Raw genomic sequence first — 19013 nt, 5'->3', positions numbered from 1 at the left:
CTGACCTGCCCTTATAGGGCGTGCCGCTCCCGAAGTTGCCGGAGCGCGTCTTCGAGGACCTTCATCGCTTCGGCTTCTGTCCGCCGCTCCTTCGCGTACTGCAAGTGACTCTTGAAGGGCTCGTCACCGTCAATACTTAGATCCACGCCCGGTGATCTGCCTGCGGGGCGGCCGCACCGACCGCACTCCCAGACCTCCGGAATTTCCGGATCGCTGAGCTTGGCGAAAGTCGGCCTGGTTTCATGACCTTCCATGCACCAATAGCTGACCACGATCCGGTCCACCGAGGCAGACTTCCTCTCGGCATCGAGGTGCCTGCCCGACGCTCCCGAACTGTACTCGGTGCCTATTCTCGTGCCCTTAAAAGCGTGTCCCGCGTTCACCATGGATTACTCCCATCAGTACCGCACACGACCTGCGATGAGGTTCAGTGTACGCCTAACGGTGGTGACGCGGGATGGCTTGGATCGGGTGCGAATCCCGATCCCGTGAAGCGCTGGGGTCAGGAATCGCCGGAAAAACGCTGGATCAGGCCGAGGGCGATAATTACAACGCCCCAGGCCAAGCCGAGCGCGACGGTGAAGCGGTTGAGGTTTCGCTCGGCGACACCGGAGGAGCCCATGCTGGTGGTCATGCCGCCGCCGAACATATCGGACATGCCGCCGCCGCGCCCCTTATGGAGCAGGATCAGCAGCGTGAGCAGCAGGCTGGTGATGCCCAGCAGTACCAACAGGATGATACGGAGAATTTCCACAGTGGCCTTTCAGTGTGACCTAGTCGGTCACCAGATGGTGCTCGAACCTGACAATGTTAGCAAACTCGGACACGTCAAGACTCGCTCCACCGACCAGCACGCCGTCGACATCGCGCTCCTTCAGGATCGACGCGGCGTTCGAGGCCTTCACGGAACCGCCGTAGAGAAGCCGGGTACGAGCCGCTACGGACTCATCAAACAGCGAGGAGAGCTCGGCCCGAATGGCAGCGCACATTTCCTGGGCGTCGTCGGGACCGGCCACTTCTCCGGTACCGATAGCCCACACCGGTTCATACGCGACTACCAGTTCGGCCGCCTGGTCCGCGCTGAGGCCGCGGACGCCCTGTCGGAGCTGGTCGAGGCTGTGCTCCACATGCCGGCCGGACTGTCGAATCTCAAGCCCTTCTCCGACACAGAGAACGGGAACAAGATTGTGCCGGTAGGCTGCCTGCACCTTTTGGTTCAGCACCTCGTCACTTTCCTGGTGGACCGTCCTGCGCTCGGAGTGTCCAACGAGGGCGTAGCTGCAGCCCAATTTCTCCAGGAACTGGCCGGAGATGTCCCCGGTATAGGCGCCGGAATCATGCGGTGAGAGATCCTGGCCCCCATACACCACGTGAAGGTCGTCGCCCTTGACCAGAGTCTGCACTCCACGCAGATCGGTGAACGGCGGGAAAACCGCCACTTCAACGCGACCGTAGTCATGGTTGGCATCGTCAAGCGTCCAAGCAAGTTTCTGCAGGAGTGTGATGCCCTGGACATGATCGAGATTCATTTTCCAGTTGCCGGCGATCAGCGGACGGCGGTCAAACTTACCGTTCGTCGAGGAGGTCATTCGTGCTCCAGTTCTAAAGATGGTGCCAGTGGGTTGTCAGCGCTGCAGGGCGGTAAGCCCGGGAAGTTCCTTGCCTTCCAGGTATTCCAGGCTCGCCCCGCCGCCGGTGGAAATGTGCCCGAAGCTGGCTTCATCGAAGCCGAGCGCACGAACCGCTGCTGCCGAGTCTCCTCCGCCGACTACGGTGAGCGCGCCCGAAGCAGTTGCCTCCGCCAGGGCCTGGGCAACCGCCCGGGTCCCCGCTGCAAAGGCATCGAATTCGAAGACTCCCATGGGCCCGTTCCAGAACACCGTCCGGGCGCTGGAAATCTGCTCGGCGAAGAGTGCCCCGGAGTCAGGTCCAATATCCAGCCCAATACCGGAGTCGCCGAAGCGGGTAGTCTCCATCCGTTCCGCGGTCACCGTTTCATGAGCGGCGTCAGGAGCGAACTTTTCCGCAACCACGATGTCGGTTGGCAGAACAATCTCGGTGCCGGCCTCCGCCGCACGGGCGAGGTAGCCGCGTACAGTGTCCAACTGGTCTTTCTCGAGCAGACTGGACCCTACCGAGTGCCCCTGGGCAGCAAGGAAAGTGAACACCATGCCGCCGCCGATCAGCAACCGGTCGGCGGTACCGATCAGGTTCTCGATGACGGCCAGCTTGTCCGAAACCTTCGAACCGCCGAGAACCACCACGAATGGCCGCTCAGGCTCCTTGGTGAGCCGCTGCAGCACATCCACCTCCGCCTTCACGAGGTCACCCTGGTAGGCAGGCAGACGGTGCGCGATGTCATACACGCTCGCATGCTTCCGGTGGACTGCCCCGAAAGCGTCATCGACATAGGCACCGTCCGGGCCAGCAAGCTGTGCCAACTCGTCTGCGAACAGTCCACGCGCGGCATCGTCCTTGCTGGTTTCCCGTGCATCGAAGCGCACGTTCTCCAGTACGAGGACTTCGCCGCCAACGAGACCCGCCGCGTGTTCGCGGGCGCTGTCGCCCGTGACGTCTCCAGCAAGCGTCACGTTGAAATCCGCAAGCTCCGCGAGACGGTCCACAGCGGGTTTCAGCGAGTACTTCTCCTCCGGAGCGCCCTTGGGACGGCCGAGGTGTGCGAGAACGATCACGCTCGCACCGGCCTGCGTCAGCTTCTCCAGAACGGGAAGCGATGCGCGGATCCGACCGTCGTCCGTGACCCGCAGGTTCGGGACGTCGCCGTCGAGAGGGACGTTCAGGTCCGACCGGACCAGAACACGCCTTCCACTGACGCCGTCAGCCAGCAATTCATCCAGCGATGCGAATCCCATGTTCGCCTAGGAGAGCTTGGCGGCGACGAGCTCGGTGAGGTCTACCAGCCGGTTGGAGTAGCCCCACTCGTTGTCATACCAACCCACAACCTTCACCTGGTTGCCGATGACCTTGGTCAGCCCGGCGTCGAAGATGCACGAAGCGGGATCGGTGGTGATGTCGGAGGATACGATCGGCGCCTCGGTGTACGTGAGGTAACCCTTGAGCACGCCTTCGGCAGCTGCAGCCTTGTACGCGGCGTTGACTTCCTCGGCCGATACCTCCCGGCCCACCGTTACGGTGAGATCGGTGGCGGAGCCGGTGGGGACCGGAACACGGATAGCGTAGCCGTCCAGCTTGCCCTTCAGCTCAGGCAGCACAAGGCCGATCGCCTTGGCAGCTCCGGTGGACGTGGGCACCATGTTGATGGCTGCGGCGCGCGCTCGGCGGAGGTCCTTGTGGGGACCGTCCTGCAGGTTCTGGTCCGCAGTGTAGGCGTGGATCGTGGTCATCAGGCCACGCTCGATTCCAAAGCTGTCGTTCAGAACCTTCGCGAGCGGTCCGAGGCAATTGGTAGTGCACGAAGCATTCGAAATGATGTTGTGGTTCTCGGGGTCATAGAGGTCGTCATTAACACCGAGGACAATCGTGATGTCTTCGTCCGAGGCCGGAGCGGAGATGAGAACTTTCCTGGCACCCGCGTCGATGTGCTTCTGCGCATCAGAGGCTTTGGTGAAGAAGCCGGTGGACTCGACCACGATGTCCACGCCCAGCTCGCCCCAGGGCAGGTTCGCGGGATCACGCTCGGCGAGCACCTTGATGGTCTTTCCATCGACAACCAGGGCGCCGTCGGCGACCTCCACACTTGCGGCCAGGCGGCCCGTGACGGAGTCGTACTTCAACAGGTGCGCCAGGGTTTCGGGGCTTGTGAGGTCATTGACTGCGACGATCTCAAGATCGGCACCCTGTTCCAGGGCTGCGCGGAAGTAGTTGCGTCCAATGCGGCCGAACCCATTGATTCCTACACGAGTAGTCACTGTTGCTATCTCCTTGATAGGGGTTGTTGCCGGCGGCTGTCGTCCTCACGGAAGGCGGACCGTCCGGCGTCTGAAATACATTGCACCGCACTGTGCGCGTTTTGAAGCGTGGGGGAAGTCGCGGGTCCGTGTCTGCTGTGACGCACGCGACAGTGATCATCTTACGCACCGGGAACCTTCCCTGCCCGACTGGGCAGGAAAGGTTACGCCGGGATACGGCGGGCCGGATCAGGAGAGCGTGATGAGTCCGGTCGCGTGGGTGCGTGCAGCGTCGAAGCGCCGGGCGACGTCGGCCCAGTTGACGATATTCCAGAATGCCTTCACGTAGTCGGCCTTGACGTTGACGTAGTCAAGGTAGAAGGCGTGCTCCCACATGTCGAGCATCAGCAGCGGTGTAGTACCGACCGCAACATTGCCCTGCTGATCGTAGAGCTGCTCAATGACGAGGTTGCCGCCGATCGGCTCGTAGGCAAGGAAGGCCCAGCCCGAGCCCTGGAGGCTCAACGCTGCCGCAGTGAATTGGCCGCGGAATGTGTCGAACGAACCGAACGCGTCATCAAGTGCCGCCGCCAGTTCGCCCTCTGGCTTGTCGCCCCCCTCAGGCGAGAGATTGTTCCAGAAGACCGAATGGTTCACATGCCCGCCGGTGTGGAAAGCGAGATCCTTGGACAGCTTGGGGATGTTGGTGAAGTCCCCTTTCTCACGGGCTTCGGCAAGCTGCGCCAGGGCATCATTCGCGCCCTTGACGTAGGCGGCATGGTGCTTGCTGTGGTGCAGCTCCATGATCCGCGCGGAGATGTGCGGCTCCAGGGCCGCGTAGTCATAGTTCAATTCAGGCAATACGTATTCGCTCACGAAATCCTCCATGTCCTGTGTTGCTGTTGCGGGGTTGAATCCCAGCTTGCGCGGTGATCCCAAAGGGACCGTTACCCATCCCGGCGGGTAGCACTGCTTCCTGCGGAGGGCCGCTTCTCCATCCTATGCACGGATTCATTCTTCCAACATGTCGGCGGTCACATTGGCTTCCGTGCCAGGGATACCCAGATCCGCTGCCCGTTTATCAGCCATAGCGAGCAACCGCCGGATCCGGCCGGCAATAGCGTCCTTGGTCATCGGCGGGTCCGCGATCCGCCCGAGTTCATCGAGGCTTGCCTGCTTGTGCGCCACGCGCAACTCCCCCGCATACTTCAAGTGCTCGGGCACCTCTTCACCGAGAATCTCCAGGGCCCGCTCCACGCGTGCTCCTGCCGCAACGGCGGCCTGGGCTGAGCGGCGCAGGTTTGCGTCGTCGAAATTGGCTAGGCGGTTGGCGGTGGCGCGTACTTCCTTTCGCATCCGCCGCTCCTCCCAGACCATGAGCGCATCGTGGGCACCCATCCGGGTCAGCAGGACCGCGATGGTGTCCCCGTCACGGATCACCACGCGGTCGACGCCGCGGACTTCACGCGCCTTGGCAGTAATTCCAAGCCTTCGCGCGGCCCCCACCAGTGCCAGTGCGGATTCAGGGCCGGGACACGTGACTTCCAGGGCCGAGGACCTGCCGGGTTCAGTGAGCGAGCCGTGTGCGAGGAAGGCTCCGCGCCAGACAGCTTCAGCATCCGCGGCGGAGCCGTTGACGACGGCGGAGGGAAGCCCACGAACGGGCCTGCCGCGGTTGTCCAGGAGCCCGGTCTGCCGGGCGAGGGATTCGCCGTCCCGCACGACGCGCACGACGTACCGGTTGCCGCGTCTCAGTCCGTTGCCGGACACCACGATGATTTCGCTGTTGTGTCCGTATACGTCCGCGATGGCGCTCCGCAACCGTCGTGCCGTTGAGGCGAGATCGACCTCTGCCTCTATGACGATGCGCCCCGAAATGATGTGAAGCCCGCCGGCAAAGCGAAGGAGAGAAGAGACTTCGGCTTTACGCACCGACGATTTCTTGACGTCGAGGTGCGAAAGCTCCTCTTTAACATCCGCGGTCAGCGCCACAGACACCCTCCTAGAATTCGCCGAACATGTCGTGGTAAGCCGTTGCCAGACGCAAGGCGTCATGAACGGGTCCGCCGCTTGAAGAGCCTACTTTACCCAAGATCGTCCGGCCGCCCATTTCCTTCACTGCGGCCTCGAACTCTGCCCTGTCAGCCACCACCGACGGATCCGCGATTACCGCGTCCACCCTGAAATCAGGGGCGTAGCGCCGGATTACGCCCAGGTGGTCGACGGCGGTCATGCCCTGGGTTTCCTTTGTGTCATTGCTGAGGTTCATCGTCAGGCAGCGACGCGCCGTGGTGGTGCACAGGGCGTCGCGCAGTTCGGGCAACAGGAGGTGCGGAAGTACGGAGGTGTACCAGGAACCCGGCCCGAGGATGACCCAGTCCGCCAGCTCGATCGCATTCAGCGCATCCACGCACGCCGTCGCGTCCTCGGGCAGGAGACGAACCCTACTGACGTTTCCCGCGCTGCCCGCAACCGCGAGTTCGGCCTGTCCGGAGACCGTACGCAACTGGAGCCGGCCGTCCTTCTCGGAAAGCACATCCCCCTCGATCGTCAAGGGAACACTGGCCATCGGGAGGACCCGTCCGCGGGCACCAAGCAGCGCCCCGGCCCACTGCAGACCTGCGACCGGATCGCCGAGAAGCTCCCAGAGCGTGACGATCAGCAGGTTGCCCAGAGCATGGTTGTTCAGGGAGCCCTCGACGCCGTCGCGCGAGGTGAAGCGGTGCTGCATCACGTCTCGCCAGGTCCTGCCCCAGTCTGTATCGTCACACAGTGCCGCAAGCGCCATCCGGAGGTCTCCGGGGGGAAGCACGCCAAGCTCACGGCGCAGGCGCCCGGAGGAGCCGCCGTCGTCGGCCACTGTCACGACCGCCGTCAACTCCGAGGTGAGCAGGCGCAGCGCCGACAGCGACGCCGACAACCCATGTCCGCCACCCAGTGCAACGACCGACGGCGCGCTGTCCTGCGCGCCGGGACCGGAACGGGAGGTCGACGTAGCCGGAATGAGCGGCAGCGAACCGGTCAGGATTGCCACTATTCCCGCCCGAGATCGCGGTGGTGCGCCATCACCTGCAGCCTCGGCAGTTGTGCCAGGCGCTGGGCAATCTCTTCGGTTACCGCGACCGAGCGATGCTTTCCGCCGGTACAGCCCACGGCGATGGTGGCGTAATGCTTGTTCTCGCGGCGATACCCCTCAAGGACGGGCTCGAGCGCGCTGACATAGCGGTCGACGAACTCGGATGCACCGTTCGCGGTGAGCACGTAATCCCGCACCGGCCCGTCCAAGCCAGTCTGCGGACGGAGAACCGGCACCCAGTGCGGGTTCGGTATGAAGCGGACGTCCGCAACAAAGTTCGCGTCCACCGGCAGCCCGTATTTGAAACCGAAGCTCATGACGTTCAGGCGCAGCACGATAGGCCCTGAATCCGAGAACAGCTCGGTGATCTGGGTCGCCAGAGCGTGGACGTTCAGCTGGGTGGTGTCCACGACCAGGTCCGAAGCGTGCTTGAGCTCCTTCAGGACGTCCCGCTCAGCGGAAATCCCATCGAGGATGCGGCCGTCTCCCTGCAGCGGGTGTGGGCGCCTCCCCTGCTCGAACCGGCGGACAAGCGTGTCATCGGCGGCGTCCAGGAACAGCACCCGATACGTGATACCCGCGGCCCGCAGGGAAGCGAGTGACCCCTGCACATCCTGGAACAACTCCTTGCTGCGCACATCGATGACGACGGCGAGCTTGGGAATCGATTCCGGCGTCCTGGAGACAATCTCGGTCAGGGTGCTGAGCATCTGGGGCGGAAGGTTCTCAACGACGTACCAGCCGTGGTCCTCCAGCGCGTTGGCGGCCGTACTACGCCCGGCACCGGACATGCCGGTGACGACAAGCAGTTCGGATTCGGCAGGTTTGACCGGCGTCAGTCCGTCAGCCTCGTTCATATTCTTCGATTCCATCCCACCGTTGCACCCGAATTACACCGCGCCGTTCTTCGCCCGAGATCCGCTGGGACCGGGCGGTGTGCGGCCGCGCCTCCAGCTTCTACCCTAACGCGTCCGGACGTCCCCAGACTCGCTTCGCTCGTCTGGCGACCCCTCGTTGCCAGCTAGGATTCCAGTATCTCGCCGGTCGTCATATTGACCGCCGTGGGCGGGGCGTCGCTGCCGTTCCCGGAACCTTCCTTCGCAAGCTGGCCGCGGATTACCGCTGCCAATGCCGGCCCCACTCCCTGCACCTGCTGGAGCTCCTCGACGCTCGCGTTACGCAGTTTGCGGACCGAACCGAAGTGCTTCAGTAGTGAACGGCGCTTCGCCGGGCCAAGGCCCGGCACGTCGTCAAGCACAGATACCGTCATGGACTTTCCGCGCTTCTGCCGATGGTAGGCGATCGCGAAACGGTGCGCCTCGTCACGAATCCGCTGCAGCAGGAAGAGCCCTTCCGAGGCCCGCGGCAGAATGACCGGGAACTCACCCTCCGGCAGCCACACCTCCTCCAGGCGCTTGGCAAGCCCGACGACGAACACGTCGTCGATGCCCAGGTCGCCGAGCGCCCGTGCAGCTGCCCGGACCTGGGGTTGGCCGCCGTCTACCACGACGAGGTTAGGCGGGTACGCAAATTTCTGGCGCGCCACCGGACGGGTGGAATCGGCAACCGGCCCGCCGCCGTCGTCGTTCCCTTCTCCCGGCAGGGAATCCAGGGAGTTCTGCTCCGCCAGGTAGTTGCGGAACCTGCGGGAGATGACGTCGTACATGGATGCGGTGTCATCCCGCGCGGCATCCCCGGTGATCGAGAAGCGGCGGTAATCGGCCTTGCGGGGCAGCCCGTCCTCCACCACAACCATGGAAGCGACCACGTTGGTTCCCTGCACATGCGAGATGTCGAAGCATTCGATGCGCATGAGCGGCTGGGGAAGGTCCAGTGCTTCCTGTAGCTGCTGTAGTGCTGCAGAGCGGGTGGTGATGTCCCCGGCGCGGCGGCTCTTGTGCAGCCGCAGGGAATCGGCGGCGTTCTGCTCGACGGTCCCACGCAGAGTTGCCTTGTCACCGCGCTGCGGTACCCGGATGTCCACCCGCGCCCCGCGCAGACCGCGTAGCCATTCACGCATCTGTTCTTCGTTGCTTGGAAGCACGGGCACAAGGACCTCGCGGGGGATGCGGTTGTTGCTGCTGCTTCCCTCGCCGTAAACCTGCTGCAGCAGATGTTCCACCAGGTCTGCGGTGCTCATGTCCTCGACCTTCTCAACCACCCAGCCCCGCTGGCCGCGGATCCGGCCGCCGCGCACGTGAAAAACCTGGGCGGCTGCCTCCAGCTCATCCTCCGCCAGGGCAAATACGTCGGCGTCGGTATCCTCGCTCAGTACCACCGTATTGCGCTCGAAGACCCGCTTGAGCGCGGCGATGTCGTCGCGGATCCTCGCCGCCGCCTCATAATCCAGTTCCGCTACGGCAGCCGCCATCCGCTGCTCCAGGTCCCGGATGAATCGGCCGGCCTGACCGGACATGAAGTCGCAGAACTGTATTGCCAGCTCCCGGTGCTCGTCCGCGGAAACCCGGCCAACACAGGGTGCGGAGCACTTGTCGATGTAACCAAGGAGGCATGGGCGGCCTGAGCGCTCTGCGCGCTTGAACACGCCGGAGCTGCAGGTTCGTACGGGGAATACCCTCAGTAGCGTGTCAACGGTTTCGCGGATTGCCTTGGCCGGATAGAACGGTCCGAAGTACCGGGTGTCCTTCCTCCGGTCCCCACGCATCACCTGGACCCTCGGGTACTTCTCCCCGAGTGTCACCGCCAGATAGGGGTAGGACTTGTCATCCCGGAACATGACGTTGAAACGGGGATTGAACTCCTTGATCCAGGTGTATTCGAGCTGGAGGGCTTCGAGCTCGCTGCCGACGACTGTCCACTCCACGCTTGCGGCGGTGTGCACCATGGCGCGCGTACGCGGCATCAGAGACTGCGGGTTGGCGAAATAGGAGTTCAGCCGTGACCTGAGGTTCTTGGCCTTGCCCACGTAGACGACCCGCTGGTGCTGATCCCGGAACCTGTAGACCCCCGGATCCTGCGGAATCTCGCCGGTTTTGGGCCGGTATGTTGCTGGATCTGCCACCTGTTCATCCTACCGGCGGCAGACGGGCTAACCGTGACGGGGCCTACTCCACCGCGCTCTTGTTGTATCCGGTAGCTCGTTGCTGGCCCGTCAGCTCCGCAATGGCATCCATGATGGCGTCCGTCACCTGACGCCGGGCTGGCAGGGAATGGTTCGGTCCTGTTTTGTCGAAGTACAGCGGTTCACCGATCTTCATGGTGAAATGCTGCGGCCGGATCCACCGCCTGTCCGCAGGCTGCAGCCGGTCAGTTCCGAGAAGGCCGACAGGGACCACCGGAGCTCCGGTGGTCAGCGCGAGCCAGCCGACGCCGGTTCTCCCGCGGTAGAGCAGTCCGTCGCGGGAGCGCGATCCTTCCGGGTAGATTCCGACGCCGTCCCCTGCCTCGAGCATCCCCAGAAGCGTTTTGAGGGCCTGCACACTTGCCGCCTGCTGGCCGCGCTCCACCGGGATGGAACCCACACCCTGGAAGAAGGAGCGCATGAGGGCGCCCTTGAACCCCGTACCGGTGAAGTACTCGGCCTTGGCGAAGAATGCAACGGGCCGTGGCATGAGTGCCTGCACCAGCACGCTGTCCAGAAAGGAAAGATGGTTGGGCGCAACTATAAAGCCGCCGCCGGTCGGCACATTCTGCAACCCGACGACGGTTGGTCTGCACAGTCCCGCGATAAGCCCGCGGGTGCTGCTCCGGGTGAGGTCATAGACGCCCATGGACCACCGTCCCTGAAACCTGCTTCACGCGGGCGTCCAGGTAACGGACAAGACCTTCCGCCGAGTCCACGACGACGGCCGCGTTGGCTGCCGCGAACTCCTCGGCTGTGCCGAATCCCCACGACACCGCCAAGCAATCGAGCCCGTTTGCTGCCGCACCGTGGACGTCATGGGAGCGATCGCCCACCATGATCGCGTGACTGTAGGTCCCGGCATGCGCGGTCAATGCTGCGGCGATGATTGTCCGCTTGCCGTCCAGTTTCGCAGCCTCGCGTTCGTCAGCCGGCGAGCCATGGATTGAAGCGAAAAGCCCTGCCATTTGCTGTACGCCGAGCAGTTCGAGGGCGAGCCATTCGGGCTTCTGCGTGGCAACCGCCAAGAGATGCCCGCGGTCCTTCAGCTGCTGAATAGCGGAAACGATGCCTGGGTAGGGACGGCTCAGAGCCATCCCGGTTGCTCGATATCCCTCGCGATACTTGGCAACAACCTCGTCTACGCGGTGCTCAGGAATTCCAGCAATGTCAATCAGGGACCGAACCAGGGCAGGACCGACCATCTGCCTCAATTGATCCGGCGACGGTACAGGCAACCCACTGTTTCGCAGAGCGTCTGCGATCCCACCCGTGATGGCCCCCTCAGGATCGACCAGCGTGCCATCGAGGTCGAAAAGAATCAGGAACCGTGTATTCGTCACCGGGCAAGTTTCCCATAGCCGAACGCCCGCCCGGTAATTGTATGCCGGATGAGGAATACTTCGCTAGGCGGAAAGGGTTTCCGCGAGGAACTTCCCGGTATGGCTCTCCTCGGTGGCGGCGATCTGTTCGGGAGTACCCGTTGCGATGATCTCGCCGCCCCCCGAACCTCCGTCCGGTCCAAGGTCGATCACCCAGTCGGCGCTCTTGATGACGTCGAGGTTGTGTTCGATCGTGATGACGGTGTTGCCCTTGTCCACCAATCCCTGAAGCACCTGCAGCAATTTCCGGATGTCCTCGAAGTGCAGCCCGGTGGTGGGCTCATCCAGCACATAGATGCTTCGGCCATTTGAGCGCTTCTGCAATTCGCTCGCGAGCTTCACGCGCTGGGCCTCGCCGCCGGACAACGTGGTGGCGGGCTGCCCCAGGCGGACGTAGCCGAGACCGACGTCCACCAGGGTGCTCAGGTGCCGGGCGATAGGCGCAAAGGCGGCGAAGAACTCTGCCGCCTCCTCGATCGGCATGTTGAGGACATCCGCAATGGTTTTGCCTTTGTAGTGCACCTCAAGGGTTTCCCGGTTATACCGCGCACCGTGGCATACCTCGCACGGCACGTAGACGTCCGGCAGGAAGTTCATCTCGATTTTGAGGGTGCCGTCACCCGAGCAGGCTTCGCACCGCCCGCCCTTCACATTGAAGGAGAACCTTCCGGGCAGGTACCCGCGCACCTTTGCCTCTGTGGTTTCTGCGAACAACTTGCGGATGTTGTCAAACACCCCGGTATAGGTTGCCGGGTTGGATCGCGGCGTTCGTCCAATGGGGCCCTGGTCCACGTGGATGACTTTGTCCAGGTGCTGCAACCCGTCGATACGCCGATGACGCCCTGCAACCTGCTTTGCCCCGTTCAGCTTGTTCGCCAGCACTTTGTACAGGATTTCATTGACCAGCGTGGATTTACCCGATCCGCTGACTCCGGTAACGGCGGTGAGGACTCCCAGCGGGAATGTTGCGTCGACGCCCTTCAGGTTGTGCTCGCGTGCCCCGACTACCTTGAGCTGACGCGAGCGATCGATCTTCCTGCGCTTGGCCGGCGGTTCGATCTTCCGCCTACCAGAGAGGTAGTCGCCGGTGATTGACTGCTCATTCCGCAGGAGGTCCTCGAGCAGACCCGAATGGACCACCTGTCCCCCGTGCTCGCCTGCGCCCGGACCGATGTCAACGATCCAGTCGGCCTCGTTGATTGTGTCTTCGTCATGCTCGACGACGATAAGGGTGTTGCCAAGGTTGCGCAGCCGGGTCAGTGTTTCAATAAGGCGCCGGTTGTCACGCTGGTGGAGGCCGATCGACGGTTCGTCGAGCACATAAAGAACGCCTACCAGACCGGAACCGATCTGCGTGGCAAGACGGATGCGCTGCGCTTCACCTCCGGAGAGCGTGCCTGCTGCACGTTCCAGGTTGAGGTATTCGAGCCCCACGTCGAGGAGGAACCGAAGGCGTGCCTGAATCTCCTTCAACACCTGCGACGCAATCTGCGCCTCCCTGCCCGTCAGGACCAGGTTGTTCAGAAAGTCACTGCACTCCCGCATGGGCATCGCGGAGACTTCGGCGATGGAGCGCCCGTTGATCAGCACAGACAGCGAAGCAGGATTGAGGCGCGCTCCGCCGCACTCCGGGCACGGTACCTGCCGCATGTACTCCTCGTAGCGGTCCCGTGCGTAGTCGGATTCAGTTTCAAGGTGCTTGCGGTGAATGTACTGAACAGCACCCTCGAAACCCGTGCTGTACTTGCGCTCCCTGCCGAAACGGTTGCGGTACTGCACAACCACCTTGTGGTCTTTGCCGTACAGCGCCGCGTCCCGCGCGTGCTGGGGGAGCTTGCTCCACGGCTTGTCCATGGAGAAGCTGAGTTCCTTGGACAGCCCTTCGAGAAGCCGCGTCCAGTACTCAAGAGTTGCTGTGCCGAGCGCCCACGGCGCGATGGCGCCCTCGCCAAGGGAAAGATCGGGGTTCGGAACAACCAGTTCCTCATCAACCTCGAGCTTGGTGCCGATGCCGGTGCACGCAGGGCAGGCACCGAACGGGTTATTGAAGGAGAAGGAACGCGGCTCGATCTCGTCGATGGCGAGTGGGTGCTCGTTGGGACAGGCCAGGTTCTCCGAGAACGCCCGGATCCGATGAGTGTCCTCCACCGGAAGATCCACGAAGTCAGCAAGCACCCTGCCCTCGGCCAGTTTGAGGGCGGTTTCGATAGAGTCGGTGAGGCGCTGGCGAACCCCGTCCTTGACCACCAGTCGGTCCACGATGACCTCGATGGTGTGCTTGTACTGCTTGCCCAGCTTCGGAGGGTCAGTGAGCTGGACCAGATCCCCGTCCACCCTTGCGCGCGAGTAACCCTTGGCAGCGAGATCCTGGAAGAGATCTGCGAATTCGCCCTTACGGCCACGTACCACCGGGGCAAGAACCTGGAACCGTGTGCCCTGTTCAAGCTCCATCAGCTGGTCCACAATCTGCTGCGGTGTCTGCTTGGCAACCGCCTCACCGCACACCGGGCAATGTGGCCGCCCCACCCGCGCCCACAGCAGCCGCATGTAGTCATAGATCTCGGTAATGGTGCCCACGGTGGACCGGGGGTTTTTACTGGTGGACTTCTGGTCGATGGATACGGCCGGCGACAGCCCCTCGATGAAGTCGACGTCCGGCTTGTCCACCTGGCCAAGGAACTGGCGCGCGTAGGCCGAGAGCGACTCGACATACCGGCGTTGCCCCTCGGCGAAGATGGTGTCGAACGCCAACGAGGACTTGCCGGAACCGGACAATCCCGTGAAGACAATCATTGCGTCCCGCGGAAGATCGAGATCGACGTTGCGCAGGTTGTGTTCCCGGGCCCCCTTGACGATCAGCCGCGAAAGATCCTGCGGCATCTTGTCAGGATGGGAGATTCCGGAATCCAGGGAGGTTGCAATAGACACCATTTCACTTTAGTGGAAACAGTGTTCGAAAACATATTCGAACGCCGGAATTCACGGCGTGTCCCCGGCGATGTTCACCGACGGCGCAGTGCGGCCCTCAAGTAGGAGACCGCTTCATCCTCGGTGATGCCGTTCGCCTTAACCAGACGTGCATACTCGGCGGCGCCTTCCGCGGCTTTCCGGCGTGCTTCGTCTCCGGCGGCGGCGACCACCGTACCCGCCCGCGAGCGGGTCACGACGATGTGTGCCTGCTCAAGCTCCCTGTAGGCCCGGGCGACGGTGTTTACCGCCACTCCAAGGTGTCCCGCCAGCGTGCGTACGGGTGGGAGCCGGGTTCCGACGGGCAGCGAGCCGTCATTCGCGGCGTCCAGAATCTGCACGCGCAGCTGCTCATACGGCGGAACTGAACTCGCCGGGTCAATCCGCAGCCACGCCGTTACATCAGAGTTCACAGTGCGCGCTCCTGAACGACGTTGGACGGGTGCTCACATTCTGCCACGCACTTCGACGCTTCTCCATCGCCTCTCCCTGTAATGGGACGCCGGGTCTACACTGGCCAGCATGTATGACCTTCGGGATCTGACCATCCGCAGCATCTCAGTGAGCGAGATGGACAACAACGTCTACCTGCTGACCGCCAAGACGAGCGGGGCGCAGGTCCTCATCGACGCGGCCGACGACGCCGCCGCCATCCTGGCGCTCCTCGCCGAGGGCGCCCGGGACACGTCCTCAACAGCAAAGCCGACCCTCCTGATCACGACGCACTCGCATTGGGACCATGTGCGTGCCCTTGCGGAAATCGTCGAGGCAACAGGGATGAAGACCGCGGCCGGAACCGCCGACGTCGAGGCCATCGCCGTACCCACGGACGTGCCGCTCGACCACGGCGATGTCGGGAACTTCGAGGGGTTCGACCTTGAAGCGATCTCGCTGCGGGGCCATACCCCTGGATCTACTGCGCTCCTCTATCGTGACCCGGCCGGACCTCCGCACCTATTCACCGGTGACTCGCTGTTTCCGGGCGGCGTCGGCAACACGGGCGGCGATCCCGCCCGCTTCGATTCCCTCTACACAGACGTCGTCGAACGGGTATTTGATGTCCTTCCGGATGAGACCGTCGTTCATCCCGGCCACGGGAAATCCACCACCCTCGGAGCTGAGAGGCCGGCACTGAATGATTGGCGCTCACGCGGCTGGTAGCTTGACCCCCACAGCGAAAATTCGCCGGAAAGGGAAGACCGTGCCGTCCGCCCCTGCGGGGTAGGCCTCCGCAAGCAGCGCCGCATACGAACGCTCGAACTCGTCCGCGTCGTCTGGTTCGAGTACGGCCAGTACCGGGCGTAGGCCCGTGCCACGGACCCATTCCAGTACCGGGTCCTTCCCCTGCAAAAGGTGCTGGTACGTGGTCTCCCAGGCGTCAACCTCGAGACCTGCCCCGCGCAGCAGGCGAAGATACTCGCCCGGCTCGCTGACGGCGTCGTCGTGCCGCAGGACTCCGTTCAGTTCCGGCTTCCAGCGCGGAGAATCCGCAAGCTCGCGCATCAGCACATGTGAGGGCGAGGAGAAGTTCCCCGGAACCTGCATTGCGAGCCAACCGCCGGCCTCCAGCCCGTTTGCCCACCGTTCCAGCAGTGCCTGATGACCCGGTACCCATTGCAGGAGGGCATTGGAAATAACGACGTCGGTGCCCGCCTCGACCGTGAATTCACGGACGTCCGACACGGTGAAGGTCAGATTGGCGGGCCTATCGGGCAGGGCCCGGGCGCGCTCGACCATCTCCGGCGACGAGTCCATTCCAACCACTTCCGCGTCAGGCCAGCGGCGCGCTAGGACAGAGGTCAGTTCGCCGGGGCCGCAATCGAGATCCACAACCCGGTTGGGAGCGGGATGCTCGATCCGGCCGACAAGGTCGAAGAACGGCCTCGAACGGTGGTCGAAGAAGAGTGCATATTGTGTGGGGTCCCAGCGCATACAACGAGCGTATCGGTGTTCCCCTATAGCGCCCACCGGCCCCCCGAACCTCGCTGCGCTCGCCCCGGGACCCTACCGATAGCGCCCACCGGCCCCCCGAACCTCGCTGCGCTCGCCCCGGGACCCTACCGATAGGCTTAGAGCCCATGAGTATCCAGGAGCACCTCCCCCAGACAGAACCGCCAGGCAGCCCTGACGCTGACGCCGTGTACTCGGCGTTCCAAACGTGGTCGGCGGGCGAGGGCATCACTCTGTACCCGGCGCAGGATGAGGCAGTCCTGGAACTCGTTTCCGGCAACAACGTCATCCTCGCAACGCCTACCGGGTCGGGAAAGTCCCTCGTGGCAGTCGCCGCGCACTTCCACGCCATCTCAGAAGGTCGTCGAAGCTACTACACGGCGCCCATCAAGGCCCTCGTCTCCGAGAAGTTCTTCGCACTGTGCGCCACATTCGGCGCTGAGAACGTCGGCATGGTCACAGGTGACTCGGCGGTCAACCAGGACGCGCCGATCATCTGCTGCACCGCAGAGATCCTCGCCAATATCGCGCTCCGCGAAGGCGCACCGGCCGACGTCGGAACCGTAATCATGGACGAGTTCCACTTCTACTCGGACCCGCAACGCGGCTGGGCCTGGCAGGTCCCCCTGCTGGAACTTCCGCAGGCGCAGTTCCTCCTGATGTCCGCAACTCTCGGCGATGTCGAACGCTTCGAAACCGACCTGACCGCCCGCACCGGGCGTCCGACGGTACTGGTCAGTTCCGCCGACCGGCCAATCCCACTGAACTTCTACTACTCCGAAGACCCTCTGCAGGAAACGCTCGAGGAACTTCTGGGCACGCATCAGGCGCCGGTCTACGTGGTGCATTTCAGCCAGGCGGAGGCAATTGAGCGGGCCCAGAACCTGATGAGCATCAATGTCTGTACAAGGGAGGAGAAGGACCGCATTGCGGAACTGATTGCGTCCTTCCGGTTCTCATCCGGTTTCGGGAAGACCCTGAACCGGCTGGTGCGCCACGGGATCGGCGTGCATCACGCCGGCATGCTTCCGAAGTACCGCCGCCTGGTGGAGCAGTTGGCACAGGCAGGACTGCTCAAGGTGATTTGCGGAACCGACACGCTGGGTGTTGGGATCAATGTTCCGATCCGCACCGTGCTGCTGACTGCGCTGAGCAAGTACGACGGCGTCCGCACCCGCCTGCTCAATGTGCGGGAGTTTCACCAGATTGCCGGGCGCGCAGGCAGGGCGGGCTACGACACGGCGGGCACCGTCGTCGTGCAGGCACCCGATCACGTCGTGGAGAACACCAAGGCGATGGCCAAGGCGGTTGCGAAGTTCGGCGATGACCAGAAGAAACTGCGCCAGGTCGTGAGGAAAAAGCCGCCGCAGGGGTTCGTGTCGTGGGGCAAGCCCACCTATGACCGCCTGGTGGAAGGCACTCCGGAGCCGCTCGGATCCAGCTTCGCCGTCACACACTCCATGCTGCTGAACCTGATGGAACGCCCCGGTGACCCACTGGCCGCGGTGCAGAACCTGCTGCGCGGAAACCACGAACCGCAGGCCAGGCAGTTCGCGCACCTGCGCCGGGCCATCAGCATCTACCGCGAGCTCGTGAACTCCGGGATCGTCGAGCGGTTGGACAAACCCGATGACGAGGGCCGCACCGTACGCCTGAAGGTCCACCTGCAAGCCAACTTCGCACTCAACCAGCCGTTGTCCCCATTTGCGCTCGCCGCGCTCGAGCTGCTCGATCCTGAGGGACCTTCCTACGCACTCGATGTCGTTTCCGTCATTGAAGCGACCCTCGAGAAACCCCGGCAGGTTCTCAGTGCGCAGGAGAAAAAGGCACGCGGCGAGGCCGTAGCGGCGATGAAGGCCGACGGCGTCGAATACGACCAGCGGATGGCACGCCTCGAGGAAATCTCCTATCCCCAGCCTTTGGGTGAACTCCTCTTCCAGGCGTTCGAGACGTACCGGTCCGGTTCGCCGTGGCTGGGAGACTTTGAGTTGAGCCCGAAGTCAGTTGTCCGGGACATGTATGAGCGGGCAATGAACTTCGGTGAATATATTGCCTTCTACAGCCTCGCCCGCTCCGAGGGCATCCTGCTGCGGTACCTCGCGGACTGCTTCAAGGCCCTTCGGCAGACCGTACCGCGCGATGCCCTCCGCGAGGATCTGACCGACATTATCGAATGGCTCGGTGAGTTGATTCGCCAGGTGGATTCCAGCCTCCTCGACGAATGGGAGCAATTGGCCGCCGGCGTGCAGGATCGGGATCCCGACCACGTCGACCTCCCTGCCGAACCGGACTCCGTCACCTCCAATGAGCGCGCCTTCCGGGTCATGGTGCGCAACGAAATGTTCCAGCGCGTGCAACTGTTCGCTTCCGAGGATGAAGAGGCGCTCGGCCGGCTCGACGGCGACTCTGGATGGGACGGCGGCCGCTGGGCCGGGGCCATGGACGGATACTTCGATGCCCACGACGACATCGACGACGGCCCCGAAGCACGCGGCCCGGCACTGCTTATCATCCGGAAACTGCCCGGCAAGTGGGAAGTCAGGCAGATCTTCAAGGACCCGTCCGGGGACCAGGATTGGGGCATCAACGCGGTCATCGACCTCGCGGCGTCCGATGAGGCGGGCGTCCCTGTGGTTGCGGTCACCTCCGTCGGCGCCCCTTAGCCCTCGGCGGCTACATTGGTAGTC

General features: G+C 63.3%; 17 protein-coding genes. 2 read left to right on the top strand and 15 right to left on the bottom strand.

The genetic code is table 11. The features are described 5' to 3' along the window. Positions 1–11: 11 nt before the first annotated feature. The 14 genes from BJ994_RS06915 to BJ994_RS06850 all read right to left on the bottom strand — a co-directional run bounded on the left by BJ994_RS06915 (position 12) and on the right by BJ994_RS06850 (position 14789). Positions 12–386: an RNA polymerase-binding protein RbpA gene (locus BJ994_RS06915; RefSeq protein WP_167992817.1), complete on the bottom strand. Its 375-nt coding sequence runs from the start codon at positions 384–386 to the stop codon at positions 12–14. 116 nt (positions 387–502) lie between these two features. Beyond that, positions 503–754 (bottom strand): preprotein translocase subunit SecG, encoded by a 252-nt coding sequence (gene secG / locus BJ994_RS06910; RefSeq protein WP_167992815.1) that lies wholly within the window; start codon positions 752–754, stop codon positions 503–505. Between the two features lie 19 nt (positions 755–773). Beyond that, entirely contained in the window at positions 774–1589 is an 816-nt protein-coding gene (tpiA, locus tag BJ994_RS06905) for a triose-phosphate isomerase (protein WP_167992813.1), read from the bottom strand. A gap of 36 nt (positions 1590–1625) precedes the next feature. After that, entirely contained in the window at positions 1626–2873 is a 1248-nt protein-coding gene (locus BJ994_RS06900) for a phosphoglycerate kinase (protein ID WP_167992811.1), read from the bottom strand. Between the two features lie 6 nt (positions 2874–2879). After that, positions 2880–3890: a type I glyceraldehyde-3-phosphate dehydrogenase gene (gene gap / locus BJ994_RS06895; RefSeq protein WP_167992808.1), complete on the bottom strand. Its 1011-nt coding sequence runs from the start codon at positions 3888–3890 to the stop codon at positions 2880–2882. Positions 3891–4118: 228 nt separating this feature from the next. After that, positions 4119–4745 (bottom strand): Fe-Mn family superoxide dismutase, encoded by a 627-nt coding sequence (locus tag BJ994_RS06890; RefSeq protein WP_167992805.1) that lies wholly within the window; start codon positions 4743–4745, stop codon positions 4119–4121. 135 nt (positions 4746–4880) lie between these two features. After that, positions 4881–5861 carry a DNA-binding protein WhiA gene (gene whiA, locus BJ994_RS06885; protein WP_167992802.1) on the bottom strand — a complete coding sequence of 327 codons (981 nt, stop codon included), beginning with the start codon at positions 5859–5861 and terminating at the stop codon, positions 4881–4883. Between the two features lie 10 nt (positions 5862–5871). Beyond that, entirely contained in the window at positions 5872–6903 is a 1032-nt protein-coding gene (locus BJ994_RS06880) for a uridine diphosphate-N-acetylglucosamine-binding protein YvcK (RefSeq protein ID WP_167992799.1), read from the bottom strand. Beyond that, complete coding sequence (gene rapZ, locus BJ994_RS06875; RefSeq protein ID WP_167992798.1) at positions 6903–7817, bottom strand: RNase adapter RapZ; 915 nt, start codon at positions 7815–7817, stop codon at positions 6903–6905. Before rapZ ends, BJ994_RS06880 begins: the two co-directional genes overlap by 1 nt. 149 nt (positions 7818–7966) lie before the next feature. Beyond that, positions 7967–9967 (bottom strand): excinuclease ABC subunit UvrC, encoded by a 2001-nt coding sequence (gene uvrC / locus BJ994_RS06870; RefSeq protein ID WP_167992797.1) that lies wholly within the window; start codon positions 9965–9967, stop codon positions 7967–7969. Between the two features lie 43 nt (positions 9968–10010). Then, positions 10011–10676, bottom strand: coding sequence for a lysophospholipid acyltransferase family protein (locus BJ994_RS06865; RefSeq protein WP_167992796.1), 666 nt, complete (start codon positions 10674–10676; stop codon positions 10011–10013). Next, the gene (locus tag BJ994_RS06860; protein ID WP_342450310.1) at positions 10663–11370 is read right to left on the bottom strand and encodes an HAD hydrolase-like protein; all 708 of its coding nucleotides are present in this window, start codon (positions 11368–11370) and stop codon (positions 10663–10665) included. Before BJ994_RS06860 ends, BJ994_RS06865 begins: the two co-directional genes overlap by 14 nt. Positions 11371–11433: 63 nt before the next feature. Beyond that, positions 11434–14340, bottom strand: a complete 2907-nt coding sequence (gene uvrA / locus BJ994_RS06855) for an excinuclease ABC subunit UvrA (protein ID WP_167992795.1) — start codon at positions 14338–14340, stop codon at positions 11434–11436. Between the two features lie 71 nt (positions 14341–14411). Next, entirely contained in the window at positions 14412–14789 is a 378-nt protein-coding gene (locus BJ994_RS06850; protein ID WP_167992794.1) for a GntR family transcriptional regulator, read from the bottom strand. A gap of 109 nt (positions 14790–14898) precedes the next feature. On the opposite strand from BJ994_RS06850, the gene BJ994_RS06845 reads away from it, so the two are divergent. Continuing rightward, positions 14899–15537 carry an MBL fold metallo-hydrolase gene (locus BJ994_RS06845; protein ID WP_167992793.1) on the top strand — a complete coding sequence of 213 codons (639 nt, stop codon included), beginning with the start codon at positions 14899–14901 and terminating at the stop codon, positions 15535–15537. Here the strand turns inward: BJ994_RS06845 and BJ994_RS06840 are convergent. Beyond that, a complete protein-coding gene (locus BJ994_RS06840) occupies positions 15523–16308 on the bottom strand; it encodes a trans-aconitate 2-methyltransferase (RefSeq protein ID WP_167992790.1) in 786 nt (261 codons plus the stop codon). The genes BJ994_RS06845 and BJ994_RS06840 overlap by 15 nt on opposite strands. A gap of 146 nt (positions 16309–16454) precedes the next feature. Between BJ994_RS06840 and BJ994_RS06835 the strand changes: the two genes are divergently transcribed. Next, entirely contained in the window at positions 16455–18989 is a 2535-nt protein-coding gene (locus BJ994_RS06835; RefSeq protein WP_167992788.1) for a DEAD/DEAH box helicase, read from the top strand. Positions 18990–19013 lie beyond the last annotated feature (24 nt).

The sequence above is a fragment of the Arthrobacter pigmenti genome, assembly GCF_011927905.1.
GTDB lineage: Bacteria > Actinomycetota > Actinomycetes > Actinomycetales > Micrococcaceae > Arthrobacter_D > Arthrobacter_D pigmenti.
Note: the sequence above shows the minus strand (reverse complement) of the source record. Positions and strands in the feature narration are given on the sequence as shown.